The sequence below is a fragment of the Bradyrhizobium sp. 76 genome (assembly GCF_023073025.1).
In the GTDB taxonomy this organism is placed as follows: domain Bacteria; phylum Pseudomonadota; class Alphaproteobacteria; order Rhizobiales; family Xanthobacteraceae; genus Bradyrhizobium.
Genome location: NZ_JADPIS010000059.1, coordinates 318,013 through 330,457, shown reverse-complemented (window position 1 = coordinate 330,457; position 12,445 = coordinate 318,013). Strand labels below are relative to the sequence as shown.

The window sequence follows — 12,445 nt, the reverse complement described above, 5'->3', positions numbered from 1 at the left end:
AAAATCTTTACAGTGTCAAAATGACGTAAGCGACTTCCAAAAATTGAAATCCTGCAACGGCTTGGTCGGCCATTTCGTCGACGAAGCCGGCCCAGGGCAGGTGCGACAGCACAGGTAACGCACAGGCGGTCGAGAGGACGAAGGCGAGCAGGATACCGCCGTTGAAGACGATTTGGCCGCTCCGCCGCGGCCGGATCATCTGGAGCGTGATCCCGGCGCAGATCAGGAACAAGATCAGGACGGCGAGGCGGTCCGCGGCGATCGAGGGCATGTGCATGAAGAGGCCTTTTGGTGACATCAGCGATGTCGAGAGGAGAACTAGGTCGCGCCGACCCAATTGCCGTGAAAACCGTCGGGCACGCGATGGCCGAGCTGCACCAGCGCGACGGGGCCGGCCTCGACATCTCCGGCGTTGAACACGGCGAGGTCGCTGCGGTTCTCCCGCGCGCGCCAGACCACCGCCAGCAGCCAGCCATCGCCTTCCGCCGCATCCTTCGACCGCTCGACGAACACCGGTTCGGAAATGGTGTCGCCGGCCGGCAGCAGATAATGGCCGAGGCGCGTTCCATTGCCGTCGACATGGACGACGCCGGATAGCGCGCCGAACATCGGCAGCTTCGGATTGGCGCAGGCGTACCAGCCGTGACGGCTCTTCAATCCGGCGCGGCGGTCGTCGATGCGCGGGAACTCGCCGGTGAGATCGTCGAGATAGGTCTGCTGGAAGCGGTCGGTGTCGCCTGAGAGATCGAACGTCCAGCGGCAATGCCGGGCGCGCGATTTCTCCGGATCGGTTGGCCGGCCGTCGGGATGCGGAAACAGCGGCGCTTCCTCGAATTGCATGACGTCGGCGACGATCTGATTGCCGTCCTCCCACGCATTCATGACGTGAAAGACGTAGCAGGCTTCAGCGCGGAACCAGACAATGTCCTTCGCGCTTCCCTTGCGCTTGATCACGCCGACATAGGTGCCCTTGTCCGGCTCCCAGGCGTAGGGAGGCCGTCCGCTCATCGCGCGCTCCATGCTGCCGGTGAGGGGCAGGATCGGAAACAGCACGTGGTTCTCGGTGACGATGAAGTCGTGCACCATGCTGGCATAAGGCACCTCGAACCGTTCGAAGCGCGTCGCCTTGCCGGACGCATCGATCGATCCGTAGGAGAGGGCAGGCGTCAGCGGTCCCGCGGCGTTGTAGCCGAAGAACACCAACTCGCCCGTGACGGGATCGATCTTGGGATGCGCCGTGAAGCTGCCGGCGACGCGGCCATGATAATTGTGATAGCCGCGCGTTGCGAGCGTGCCCGGTTCGATCTCGGTGGGCAGATGGGCTTCTTCCAGCGCAAGCAGCTTGCCGGCATGGAAGATGATGTTGGTGTTGGCGACACCGCTATCGGTCAGGTTCGCCGGCGCATCCGGCAGCTTGCGGCCGAAGCCGCCGAACAGCGTGCGGCCGGCATCGTGCTCGGCCAGCCATTTCGGCGTGCGGATCCAGCGGTTGCGATAACTGGCGCGGCCATTATCGAGATGAAAGGCGTGCAGCATGCCGTCGCCGACGAACCAGTGCGCGCCAGGCGAGTCGAACTGCGGGTTGGGGCCGTTGCGATAGAGCGTGCCGTTCAGGTCGCGCGGCAATTCACCGATGATTTTCAGGAAGGGCGCGTCGGCCTCGAACGGGATTGGACCGAGGTTGTGGCGGCGTTCGGCAACGGCGTCCTGCTGCACGGCGTATCCCTCCCTATCTTTACATCGTAAAGATGAAATAGCCATGTGAGGGGGCTTGGTCAAGCGAAATCTTTACACTGTCAATATGGCGTCCTATAGCTGGCCGATGGGCAAGAGCGAAATCAGGACAGAAACCGCGCGCGGTGTGCGCACCTCAAAAAAGGCGAGCGCGCCGGCGCGTCCCGCGCGACAACCGGCGAGCGTCAAGTCCGAGGCGCCCTATCATCACGGCGCGCTGCGCGAGGCGCTGCTTCAGGCCGCCGAACGGGTGCTGGAGCGGGACGGGCTCGCCGGCCTGACATTGCGCGCGGTGGCGCGCGAAGCGGGGGTCTCGCATGCGGCGCCCACCCATCATTTCGGCGACCTCACCGGGCTTCTCAGTGAGCTCGCGGCAGTCGGCTTCCGCCAGTTCAATGTGGCGATGGCCTCGTCCTCTGACAGCGCCACCACCCCGCTCGAGCGCGCGCTGGCGCGGCCGAAAGCCTACGTCGCCTATGCCCAGGCTCATCCTGGCATGTACGGCATCATGTTCCGCACCGAGCGCCTCGACTATTCCAGGCCGTCGCTGCACGAGGCCGCCGAGGCGTCCTTCGCGGGGCTTGCCAATGCCGTCGGCATGATGCGGCAGGAACAGATCCGCGGCGACGCGCTGACGCTCAATCAGGGCGCCGCGATCGCGCGCGCCTGGTCGATGGTGCACGGTTTTACCATGCTGCTGCTCGATGGGCGGCTTGAGGATATTCTGGGGCGCCTGCCCGAGGGCACGACGCCCGAGCGCCTGCTCGAGGCGATGCTGATGTCGCCGGTGACGGGGAAGTTGCCGGGTCCCTGATTCGCTCGGGACGCAACCCCAGCCGTGATGAGGCGTTGACGCCGCATGGCAAAATCATCCCGTGCCCCCTGGAAACGATCAAACCCGCGCAAGCGCGCCGGCAAGGCGTCCAAGCATCTCACGCCTGCGCAGAAATCGGCGGCCAAGGCGCGTGCTCGCCGCGCCGGGCGCAGCTATCCCAACCTCGTAGACAACATGCGCATGGCAGGGAAGAAACCGTCCAAGGCAAAAGCTTCGAAGAAAAAATCCGCCAAGAAGACGCCCAAGCGCAAGGTTACAAAGAAGGCCGCGAGGAAAAAGTCTGCAAAGAAGAAAGCTGCAACGACGTCGCGCAAGCGCCGCGCATCCGGACCCGAAAAGGATCCGCGGGGCGGCTTGACCGCAGCGGGCCGCAAGGCTTTCGCGCGCCAGCAAGGCGCACATCTGCGGCCGGGCGTCACCAAGACGGCGTCCGAGATGACACCGCAGGACATGCGGCGAAAGGGAAGCTGGGCCGTCCGTTTCTATGGTCGCGCCAAGCTGCCGCCCCTCGTCGACGTCAACGGTCGGTCGACCCGGCACGCCTTGTCGGCGCATGCCTGGGGCGAGCCGGTTCCGAAGACGGTGGCGGCGGCGCGGCGCATCGCCGCGAAAGGTGAGCGCCTGCTGGCGCGCTACCACCGCGCCAAGATGCGGACCAAGACGAAAGCCTAGCGCATCGTCGCGAGTTCGACCGCGCGGCCGCGCGCGCCGATGATCTTCACCTCGTCCTTGCCGCAGATGAAGCTGCGGGCGAACTCGTCTGCCGCCTTGCGCGCCAGCTCATTGGCGTTCCGGTTGGCGATCGCGTCGACATAGGCGACGTGGCAGACGGGGCCGGGTGGCAGCCGGGTCACGATGAGCATGGCCTTGGTGCTCGGCCGCCCCTGCTTGTCGGGATCGGTGTCATCGGCGATGTGCCAGCGCTGGATCATCGCAAACGGCTTGGCCCCCGCGGTGAGCCATTCGACGGTGGTTTCGGACGAGTTGAACGGAGCGAACCAGACTTTTGCCGCCGGTTCCTCGGCCGCGGCCTTGCGATTGCGGCCGACGGAGACGACCTCGCGAAGATCATCCTCGGCGATCAGGACCACGAGGCCATCCTTGCCCTTGCAGACCCGCGTGGTGCTGCCGTCGAGCTCGCTGGGCTTGCCGATCTGGCGGCAATCCTTCGGGGCCGTCGAGGTATATTGGCTGCCCACGGATTCGGCGTCGGCGCGGCCGAGACCGCTGCACATCAGCAACATGGCCAGGAGCAATATGGCCAGAGCTGCGGTGGTGATGCGGAACATGACGATGCCTTTGGTCGAGCGGGAACTCCGTACCATCAGACGTCTTGATTGTGGGCAAGGTTCAAACAGGGTCGACAGACACCTGACAGCGGCGCGGAATCGTTCTAGAAGAGCGGCTTCGCTTGGGCTCCTTCAGCCTCGTTCGCGTCCTCGTTTTTCGTGATCATGCCAGCCACCTCGTCCAACAAACCTTATCGCGTCGGCCGCTCGAAAACCGGGCTCGGCCTCTTCGCCACCAAGCCGATCAAGAAGGGCACCCGGATCATCCGTTATTACGGACCGATCCTGGACTCCCGGATTCCCGAGCACGACGACATCGAGAACAAATACCTGTTCGAGCTCAACGGCCGCTGGACCATCGACGGCTCGGTGCGCAAGAACCTCGCGCGCTACATCAACCATTCGTGCCGGCCTAACGCCGAATCCGACGTTCGGCCGCGCGAGCGCAAGGTCTTCATCCGCGCCATCAAGAACATCGAGCCGGGCGACGAGATCAATTACGACTACGGCACCGATTATTTCAAAGCCTACCTGAAGCCGATCGGCTGCAAGTGCGAATCTTGCGAGAAGAAGCGCAAGAAGCTGCGCGCCGAGGCCCGGGCCGAGCGCGCCAAGGTGAAGGCGCGCACGGAGCGCAAAGCGCAGAAGGCGGGTGCGAAGGCCGCCAAAAAGAAGAAGCTCAACGGCGTCGCTGTTGGCAAGGCGAACGGCCGCGCGCGGGCGTAGCCTGAGTTCGAGCTTCTCGCACAACTGTCCTGCCCCGCGAAAGCGAGGCATCCAGTACGCCGCGGCCTTTCCGTATGCGACGACTGCCTCTGGAATACTGGGTCGCCCGATCAAGCCGGGCGACGACAGCGAGTGATGTGGCCTCAGGCAGCCAGCACACTCCCGCTCCTGCGCAATCCCACATATTGCAGTTCGGCAAACACGCCGGTCGCGATCGCCTGTGCCACGACCATGAGCTCGCCGGCAAGGTTCGGCGACACCGCGCCCGAGAGCAGCAGCGCAATGCTGCCGACCGTCCAGGCCGCGTTGCCGACGACGACCAGCAGCACGAGCGGCTTTGCCACGGAGGCGCGTGAGGCGAGCCAGCCGACGAGTGCCGTGTAGGCGATCAGGAACAGGCCGGTCTCGCGCAGCAGCGCTTCAGGCAGGTTGAACAGCGACGCGAACGCGCTGGCGCCGAACGTGAAGCTGAGAGCGGCGACGCCGCTGAAGATCGCGTCGGCAAGGAGCGCGCGGCGAAGGAAGGTGGATGCGTCGATCATCGTGGGTCTCCATGGTTGGGGTGGGCTCGAGGTGAAACTCAGTGCAATCCGCGCCACCAGGCCCGAAGCAGGCGGGCGAGGCGGAACGGGCAGAGGCTCCTGCCGACGCTGTGCTCGAAGGCCGTGACCTGCGCGACGACGTAGTCGCCAGTCGAATGCACCAGCGGCTCGGGCATGTTGAGGCTGCGCGCCAGCATCCGGGTTGCGAGCGCCATGGCCCAGGGAACTAGCTGGTCTGTGACGGTCCGGTAGAGCAGCAGTGCGATCATGGTCGTCTCCTGTTGCGACCCAAGATGCGCCGGCCCGCGGACCAATTCGATTACCTCCGACGTAATGGAAGGGCCGAAATCTGCGTGCTAGGTTTTCGACCATGAACGCACATGCATCCACGGCGCAGGCCGAACGCAGCCAACCAATCCATATCGGCGACCATTTGCGCGAATGGCGGCAGCGCCGCCGCATGAGCCAGCTCGATCTCGCCGGCGAGGCCGAAATCTCGGCGCGGCATTTGAGCTTCGTCGAGACCGGCCGCGCCGCACCCTCGCGCGACATGGTGCTCAGACTCGCCGAACGTCTCGACGTGCCATTGCGCGAACGCAACGTGCTGCTGGTCGCCGCCGGCTACGCCCCGGCCTTTCCGCAGCGCCCGCTGGAGGATCCCGCCTTGAAATCAGCCCGCCAGGCGATCGACCTCGTCCTCAGGGCGCACGAGCCCAATCCGGCGCTGGCTTATGACCGGCACTGGAATCTGGTCTCCGCCAACCGCATGCTGGCGCCGCTGCTCGCCGGCATTCCGCAGCGACTGCTCGGCCAGCCGTTCAACGTGCTGCGGCTCGCCTTCCATCCGGAGGCGCTGGCGCCGCGCACGGTCAATCTCGCGGAATGGTGCGGGCATCTCCTGGAGCGGTTGCACCGGCAATGCGAGGCGACGGCCGATCCCGAGCTGATCAAGCTGTACAACGACCTGAAGAGTTATCGGATCCCGGCGCGCGCGGCGCCGCTGTCGAGCGACAATGTCGCGATCCCCTTCAAGCTGCGCCACGACGGGGAGATACTAAGCTTCTTCTCCACCACCATGGTGTTCGGTACGCCCGTCGACATCACGCTGTCGGAGCTGGCTTTGGAAACCTTCTTCCCGGCCGACGAGCGCACCGCCGAGCGGCTCCGACAAATGGCAGCAGCCATGAGCTAGCGGCCTTGCCTCGGAACGGGTTCGGCTTATCTTTGGGCACAACCCGCAACGCCCGAAGGAGGCGCTCATGAGCACCCTAAAGCCGCTCCAGATCGACGTCGTTTCCGACGTGGTGTGCCCCTGGTGCTATATCGGCAAGCACCGGATCGAGAGCGCGTTGGCGCTGGTGCCCGACGTTCCGGTCAAGCTCAATTTCCGTCCCTTCTTCCTCAATCCCTGGGTGCCGTCCGAGGGCATCAGCCGGGACGAGTATCTCACCAAGAAGTTCGGCTCGGTCGAGGCCTATAAGGGCATTGCGGGACGCGTCGTTGCGGCAGCGGGCGAAGAGGGGCTCGTCTACCGGCCGGAGCTTGTCGCGCGTCAGCCCAACACCACCGACTGCCACCGCCTGATCCTCTGGGCCGAGGCGATCGGCAAGGCGCCCGAGATGAAGCAGCGCCTGATGGAGCTGTATTTCCGCGACGGCGGCGACCTCACCGATTTGAACGTGCTTGTAAAGGCGGCTGCCGATGTCGGCCTCGATGCCGACGACGTGCGCAAGCGCCTTGTGACCGACGAGGACGTCGCGCGCGTATCGGCGGACGCGCAGGAAGCCGCCGAGAAGGGCATCTCCGGCGTGCCGACCTACGTGTTCGCGCAAAAATACGCCGTCTCCGGCGCGCAGGATCCCAACATGCTCGCGCGCGCCATCCGCGAGGTCTCGGCGGAGATCAACGCCCAGGCGGCGGAGTAGGAGTTATCCTATTTACGAAGCAGGCGAACTGCGCGGCGCGCCACCGCGTAGGCGATGCCGTGCGCCGCGAGCGCTCCGTGAACGAGCGCCACGATCGGATCGTTCCGCCGCAACGGTATCAGCACGTCGCCGACGGCGAAGCGCCCGCGCCAGATCGGGTTGATCATGGGGTGATCGGCGCTCGCCGTGGAATCCGCGCTGGCGATGGCCGGATCGGCGCAAAGGCGGCGGGTGAGCTCGAGCGTGAGCTGCACGCCCGGCGAATATCTGGCAAAGCGCTCGTCGATACCGAGCTTGAAGAAGAAGGCGCGATCCTGATGGCGCAGCACGATGCCGGCGGCCACCGGCGTGGCGCCGGCGCGAAGGGTGATGATCTCGCATTGCGCGGTTTCTGCCAGCGCGGGAACGGCGCGGCGAATGAAGGTTGCATCGCCGGCATGCTGGACCAGCGCGGTTCCGCGCTTGCCCTTCCAGCCGCTGGCTTCGAGCTGCAGGAATGTTTCGAGCGCCGGTCCGATCTCGTCGGGGCTGTGCGCGACATCGAACACGACGGCGCCGTGGTCTTCGAGACGATGCCGCTGGCGGCGCAGCTCCTTGAGCTTTTTGGTGCCGAGCGCGTCGCGTAGCAGCGTCTCACCGTCCAGCGTCGCGTCCAGGCTGGCGCGGATGTAGGAGCTCAGGAGGCGCGGCTTCAGGCCGTCGCGATTCAGAACCTGATTGAGGGCGGTCATTGCCGCCCCATCGAGCGCGACATCGTTCAGCACGAGCGCATGCGCTCCGGTCGCGCGGGCCTGCTGCAACAGGCGCGTCGCTGCCTCGGTCGGGGCATCGCGGTCGATCAGCGGGCTGCACAGCGTGCCGTAGGGATGGGCGCTCACCAGCGCGGGCAGGGGGATCTTCCATGCCCGCCAGAGCGAGATCACCGGCATAAGCCCGACCAACCGCGATCCATCGTATGCGGGAAGCGCCGAGGCATCGGTGCGGCCGCGCGCGGTTGCACTGACAGCGAGCTCCCAGCCCGGCAGGTAATATCCGTTAGGCTCGATCGCGCGCTGCGCGAGTGCGCGCCACTGGCCGGCTTCGATCGCCGCAAGCGGGACGCGCGCGCGCGCCGCCGCGGCAGGCTTTGCCGATGCCGGATTGATCGCAGCCTGGTGCGCGATGTCGACCACGTCCCGTCGTCCCCGTTCAGGAGGCCATGCTTAGCGCAAAGATTGGAAAATACCGTTGGGACGCCGCTTCAATTCGAGTGGTAATATTAACGTCTCGTTGAGCATCCGCCGGATGTTCCGATGGATACGACAGAATTGCTCTCGACCCGGAGGATCATCATGGTCGTCACACCTTTTACGCCGATTGCGTCGCTCTTTGGCGGCGCGTTGATCGGCCTGTCCGCCGTGCTGCTGATGTGGACGACGGGGCGAATCGCGGGAGTCAGCGGAATCGCGGCGCGGCTGTTTCCGCCTTACGAGGATCGGCAATTCGCCGGCCGGCTCGCCTTCGTCGCGGGCCTCGTCATCGCGCCCGTCCTGGTGCGCCTTGTCACCGGAAGCCTGCCGGCGCAAACGATCGCCGCCGGAACGCCGCTTCTGATTGTCGCGGGACTGCTCACCGGTTTTGGCGCGGTGTGGGGTAGCGGTTGCACCTCCGGCCACGGCGTCTGTGGCTTGTCGCGGTTGTCGGTGCGATCGCTGGTCGCGACCATGACCTTCATGGCGGCCGGCATGGCGACCGTCTTCGTGATGCGGCACTGGAGCTGACCGCGATGACAATCCTCATTCAATTCGGGATCGGTGTGGTCTTTGGCCTTGGCCTCATCGTCTCAGGTATGTCGAACCCGGCAAAGGTCCTGAATTTCCTGGACGTTGGCGGCATCCCGGCAGGAACGTGGGATGCAAGCCTCGCTTTCGTGATGGCCGGTGCGATCGCGGTGACCTTCATCGGCTTCGGCCGCGTCTTGAAACTGGCGCGGCCTGCCTTCGCCGATCGCTTCTATGTCCCAACGCGAAAAGATATCGATCCGAGAATTATCGCCGGTCCCGCCATCTTCGGTATCGGCTGGGGCCTTGTAGGCTTTTGTCCAGGCCCGGCGTTGACCGCGCTCGGATTTGGCTCGGCGTCCGCATTCATTTTCGTCGCCGCGATGTGTGCTGGCATGGTGCTCGCCCGCTTCATCGCGCAGCTTCCGTCGGCAACGCGTGTCGTCACGCCGGCAGATCCGCTCGAAACCTGACATGGGCAGGACCGGGCGAGTTGTCTCGTCCGGTCCTGCCTGTCATGGCTTCATCGACTACCAGCGATCGCCGACACCGACGCCAACACTGACGCCGGGCGCGCGGATGCCGACGCCTCCGCGCGGACCATCGTCCCAGTCACGATAGGTGCGGCGCTCGTAGTAACGGTCGCGCGGCATGGTCGCGTAGGAGTCGCGCACGATCACGCGCGAGCCGCCGCGGGTGCGATAGCAATTGCCCGAATCGTCGCAGACCAGCCGCACTTCCTGGACGAGATCGGGGCTGGTGTATTCGCTGGTCGTGTAGACGTCGGCGGCCTTCGCGCCGCTCACCGCTGCCAAGGCTCCGACGCCAGCGAGCAACGCAATCGTGAATGTCCTCATCATGTCCTCCTCGAAACTGCCCTCGGCGGTAACAAGAAGGGGAGGCGGCGATCGTTCCGGCAGAACTACAGGTTTTTCCCGGAACCGGATCGCTTGTCGGCGTGATTTGTTCCTAGGTCGGTTCGTAGCTTTCCGATCCGCAGATGTCGTCCGCTTCGGCGCGGCGGCGATCGATTACCTTTCCGCCCGATATGGTCACGATGTAGGTCTGTGGGCCGAGCGGCGAGCCGGTCGCCGAGGTGAGCTGGGCGCGGACGCAAGCTGTCCAGCCCGGTCCCCGCACCTCACGATGAGGCGTGGCGACATGCACCTCACGCGGATAGGACGTGCTGAGGAAGACGAATTCGATCTGCTCGCGCACGACGCGCTTGACGTCAGGGGGCGCTTCGGGCGGAAGCTGCTCGGCCTCCTTCATGCGCATGAACTCGGGCACCGGTGCGCGGCTGTCCGCAAAGCCGCAGGCCCCGAGCGCGAGCGCGCTGGCCAGCAGCGCGGCATGAATAATGATCCGCAACATCCGTGAAGGTCCCCTGCGGGCCAAAATAGGCACGAATGCGATCCGACGAAGACCCGGCCGATCAAGATTTGCTGAAGCCAGCATTTCCCGAAGCCAAGATTTCCTCAGGCCCTTGGAGCCCGCAGCATTGGCTATTCCATAATTGCCGGCTAGTTTGTGCCCCAGACGAGGGGGATTGCGTCCATGAGGATTTTGATCATAGCGGCCGCGGTGCTGGCGCTGGCGGTTGCCTCCGCGCAGGCGCAGATGGGCGGCGGCAGGCGTCAGCCTAACGAGGGCGGCCAGAAGGCGGACAACAAGCCTAAGGTCGACGAGAAGGCCTACAAGGCCGCACTCGAGCGCATTCCCGAGTCCAAGGAGAAGTACGATCCGTGGAGCGGGGCGCGCCCGCCTGAACCTGCCAAGAAGCCGAAATAGGTGAGGCGGGCGCTGGCGACCCGCTCCTGCTATTTGGCCGCTCCCATCACGCTCCTCGCATCGTCACCGCAGCCAAGCATCGGGCGGCAAACGGCTGGCCCATAGCGAGCCTGCTGGCCAGGCGAGGTTTCGTCGTCGTGCTCGCCCGCGACACCGGCAACCCATGTGAATCTGCGCGAGCCGTCGCCGTCGCATCAAGCAATGATCATCGTGTTGTGGATGTGATGCGAATGATCATTCACACGGTATGCACTACTGTACGAAAGCGAGGCCGATGCGCCTCTCGCTGCGCCAGACGGGGCGGCATTTGCGCACGAAATTGTCGCGCGCGATCGCGAGCGTGAACGATTGCGGCACTGCGACGAGGGTATCGAGGTCGATTGCGGCGCCGTTCGCCGACATGTTTCGCACCGTGCACGTGATGCCGCAATTTTCAAAGGCGATCGTTCCACCCTTGAAAACACGGTAACGCTGCGCTGCACGCTTCTCGATCATCCGCGTTAATCCATAATGTTATTTGTGAAGTAGTGCATAGAAATTACGTTGAACTAAACTCAATACTGGCGCTACTTGCGCAGCGCTTCAGATTTCGTTTACGACGTCGAAGCGGAAGTCACTCCGCGGATTTTCCCCCAAGCCGTTTCTTTGTGGCGCTACGCGCCGATGGAGATATTGATGAAGACCACGCTTTCGCTTCTGTTCGCCGCAGCGCTCTCGCTGTCGTCCATGCCCGCCCACGCCGCCAAGCTCGATCTCGCGACCATGAGCTGCAAACAGTTCCTGGAGAGCGGCGACGACACCATCAAGATGGTGCTGACCTGGATGGACGGCTGGTACAAGGGAGATGAAGAGAACGCGATCATCGACACCGACGTGTTCGTCGAGAACGCCAAGCAGTTCGGCAGCTATTGCGGAAAGAATCCGAACGTCAGCATCGTCACGGCGGCTGACGAAGTGCTCGGCAAGTGACTTCTCCCGCGTGACGGCATGACGCGCGATCGCGTTTCCTGCCTCGACATGACGCTATCGAGAGCCGCGGTGCGCTGTGCGCTCACGCGGCTTTCTTCTTTGATGCTCACCCCGGCAGCATCGCGAACGCGCTCGACACCATCGCCACCGGCTTGTTGTCAGTGGCCGAGAGCAGCGTGACCCGGCCAAAGCTCATGGTGCGGCCGAGTCGCACCACGCGGGCGTCGGCCAGCACGTCCGACGAGGAGACTGCGCGCATGAAATGCGTGGTCTGGTCGACCGTCGTCATCGGACGATAACCGCGGTTGGCGGCGAGGTTCGCAATCACCATGGCGGTATCGGCGAGTGCCATCAGCGCCTGGCCGCAGACCACGCCGCCGTTGCGGCACAGGCGCTCCGAGAAAGGCATGCGCAGGAGCGCTGCCGGCTGCCAGTCCGGCACGTCCGGCAGCGGCAGGTGCTCGATGCGCTCGACCGACAGGTTGAGATCCTGGACCCAGGGCGCAAAGACCTCGCCGAGGATGCGTCTGGCTTCAGTGATGCCGAACTCGGCTTCTGGCTGCGATGGCATTGCTGTCGTTTCCTCCGTGTTGCCGGATGTTCGGCATTCCGAGCGGACCGGCGCGGCAAAGTCACCCGGACTGCCGCGGGTCCCGTCGGCTTGAAAATGCCTGACTTCGCCCGGTATGATGCCACGGAGTGGGTATGGGTGGGTGATGTTGCGTCGGTATGTCCTCGTGTTTTGTCTGGCCGGGCTCGGACTGTTGCTGAACGGGTGCACCAAGTGCGGCCCGATCTGGGACGACTGGCTCCACGCGCCGAAATCGTGCAAATCGGACCGGCTCTAGCGGGCCGAGCAGCCCCTGCGGTTGTG

At 64.6% G+C, this 12,445-nt stretch carries 19 protein-coding genes; 9 read left to right on the top strand and 10 right to left on the bottom strand.

Annotated features, from left to right (window positions below; all coding sequences use genetic code 11):
• Positions 1-7: 7 nt before the first annotated feature.
• The gene (locus IVB48_RS14015; protein WP_247400549.1) at positions 8-277 is read right to left on the bottom strand and encodes a hypothetical protein; all 270 of its coding nucleotides are present in this window, start codon (positions 275-277) and stop codon (positions 8-10) included.
• A 41-nt stretch (positions 278-318) separates the two neighbouring features.
• Positions 319-1,716 carry a carotenoid oxygenase family protein gene (locus IVB48_RS14010; protein WP_247400422.1) on the bottom strand — a complete coding sequence of 466 codons (1,398 nt, stop codon included), beginning with the start codon at positions 1,714-1,716 and terminating at the stop codon, positions 319-321.
• A 106-nt stretch (positions 1,717-1,822) separates the two neighbouring features.
• On the opposite strand from IVB48_RS14010, the gene IVB48_RS14005 reads away from it, so the two are divergent.
• Positions 1,823-2,548 (top strand): WHG domain-containing protein, encoded by a 726-nt coding sequence (locus IVB48_RS14005; RefSeq protein ID WP_247400548.1) that lies wholly within the window; start codon positions 1,823-1,825, stop codon positions 2,546-2,548.
• Between the two features lie 45 nt (positions 2,549-2,593).
• Positions 2,594-3,241 carry a DUF6321 domain-containing protein gene (locus IVB48_RS14000; protein WP_247400421.1) on the top strand — a complete coding sequence of 216 codons (648 nt, stop codon included), beginning with the start codon at positions 2,594-2,596 and terminating at the stop codon, positions 3,239-3,241.
• On the opposite strand, the gene IVB48_RS13995 is transcribed toward IVB48_RS14000, so the two are convergent.
• Positions 3,238-3,858: a hypothetical protein gene (locus tag IVB48_RS13995; protein WP_247400547.1), complete on the bottom strand. Its 621-nt coding sequence runs from the start codon at positions 3,856-3,858 to the stop codon at positions 3,238-3,240. The genes IVB48_RS14000 and IVB48_RS13995 overlap by 4 nt on opposite strands.
• Positions 3,859-4,023: 165 nt before the next feature.
• Between IVB48_RS13995 and IVB48_RS13990 the strand changes: the two genes are divergently transcribed.
• Positions 4,024-4,584 carry an SET domain-containing protein gene (locus tag IVB48_RS13990; RefSeq protein WP_027567622.1) on the top strand — a complete coding sequence of 187 codons (561 nt, stop codon included), beginning with the start codon at positions 4,024-4,026 and terminating at the stop codon, positions 4,582-4,584.
• Between the two features lie 143 nt (positions 4,585-4,727).
• Here IVB48_RS13990 and IVB48_RS13985 read toward each other — a convergent pair whose 3' ends face one another.
• Positions 4,728-5,126: a hypothetical protein gene (locus tag IVB48_RS13985; RefSeq protein ID WP_247287317.1), complete on the bottom strand. Its 399-nt coding sequence runs from the start codon at positions 5,124-5,126 to the stop codon at positions 4,728-4,730.
• A 38-nt stretch (positions 5,127-5,164) separates the two neighbouring features.
• Positions 5,165-5,395, bottom strand: coding sequence for a hypothetical protein (locus IVB48_RS13980; protein WP_026233166.1), 231 nt, complete (start codon positions 5,393-5,395; stop codon positions 5,165-5,167).
• 101 nt (positions 5,396-5,496) lie between these two features.
• On the opposite strand from IVB48_RS13980, the gene IVB48_RS13975 reads away from it, so the two are divergent.
• Complete coding sequence (locus tag IVB48_RS13975; RefSeq protein WP_027567624.1) at positions 5,497-6,318, top strand: helix-turn-helix transcriptional regulator; 822 nt, start codon at positions 5,497-5,499, stop codon at positions 6,316-6,318.
• Between the two features lie 67 nt (positions 6,319-6,385).
• Positions 6,386-7,051, top strand: a complete 666-nt coding sequence (locus tag IVB48_RS13970; RefSeq protein ID WP_247400420.1) for a DsbA family oxidoreductase — start codon at positions 6,386-6,388, stop codon at positions 7,049-7,051.
• An 8-nt stretch (positions 7,052-7,059) separates the two neighbouring features.
• On the opposite strand, the gene IVB48_RS13965 is transcribed toward IVB48_RS13970, so the two are convergent.
• Positions 7,060-8,223, bottom strand: a complete 1,164-nt coding sequence (locus tag IVB48_RS13965) for a GNAT family N-acetyltransferase (RefSeq protein ID WP_247400419.1) — start codon at positions 8,221-8,223, stop codon at positions 7,060-7,062.
• Between the two features lie 159 nt (positions 8,224-8,382).
• Here IVB48_RS13965 and IVB48_RS13960 point away from each other — a divergent pair, with 159 nt between their 5' ends.
• Positions 8,383-8,811: a YeeE/YedE family protein gene (locus tag IVB48_RS13960; RefSeq protein ID WP_247400545.1), complete on the top strand. Its 429-nt coding sequence runs from the start codon at positions 8,383-8,385 to the stop codon at positions 8,809-8,811.
• Positions 8,812-8,816: 5 nt separating this feature from the next.
• Positions 8,817-9,284, top strand: a complete 468-nt coding sequence (locus IVB48_RS13955; RefSeq protein WP_247400418.1) for a DUF6691 family protein — start codon at positions 8,817-8,819, stop codon at positions 9,282-9,284.
• Between the two features lie 57 nt (positions 9,285-9,341).
• Here IVB48_RS13955 and IVB48_RS13950 read toward each other — a convergent pair whose 3' ends face one another.
• Positions 9,342-9,671, bottom strand: a complete 330-nt coding sequence (locus IVB48_RS13950) for a hypothetical protein (protein WP_035961409.1) — start codon at positions 9,669-9,671, stop codon at positions 9,342-9,344.
• Positions 9,672-9,780: 109 nt separating this feature from the next.
• Entirely contained in the window at positions 9,781-10,185 is a 405-nt protein-coding gene (locus tag IVB48_RS13945; RefSeq protein WP_247400417.1) for a hypothetical protein, read from the bottom strand.
• 183 nt (positions 10,186-10,368) lie between these two features.
• Between IVB48_RS13945 and IVB48_RS13940 the strand changes: the two genes are divergently transcribed.
• Positions 10,369-10,602, top strand: a complete 234-nt coding sequence (locus IVB48_RS13940) for a hypothetical protein (protein ID WP_247400416.1) — start codon at positions 10,369-10,371, stop codon at positions 10,600-10,602.
• 252 nt (positions 10,603-10,854) lie between these two features.
• Here the strand turns inward: IVB48_RS13940 and IVB48_RS13935 are convergent, their stop codons facing one another.
• A complete protein-coding gene (locus IVB48_RS13935) occupies positions 10,855-11,097 on the bottom strand; it encodes a PilZ domain-containing protein (RefSeq protein ID WP_247400415.1) in 243 nt (80 codons plus the stop codon).
• A gap of 180 nt (positions 11,098-11,277) precedes the next feature.
• Here IVB48_RS13935 and IVB48_RS13930 point away from each other — a divergent pair, with 180 nt between their 5' ends.
• The gene (locus tag IVB48_RS13930) at positions 11,278-11,571 is read left to right on the top strand and encodes an HdeA/HdeB family chaperone (protein WP_247400414.1); all 294 of its coding nucleotides are present in this window, start codon (positions 11,278-11,280) and stop codon (positions 11,569-11,571) included.
• A 106-nt stretch (positions 11,572-11,677) separates the two neighbouring features.
• Here the strand turns inward: IVB48_RS13930 and IVB48_RS13925 are convergent, their stop codons facing one another.
• Entirely contained in the window at positions 11,678-12,142 is a 465-nt protein-coding gene (locus tag IVB48_RS13925) for a PaaI family thioesterase (RefSeq protein WP_247400413.1), read from the bottom strand.
• Positions 12,143-12,445 lie beyond the last annotated feature (303 nt).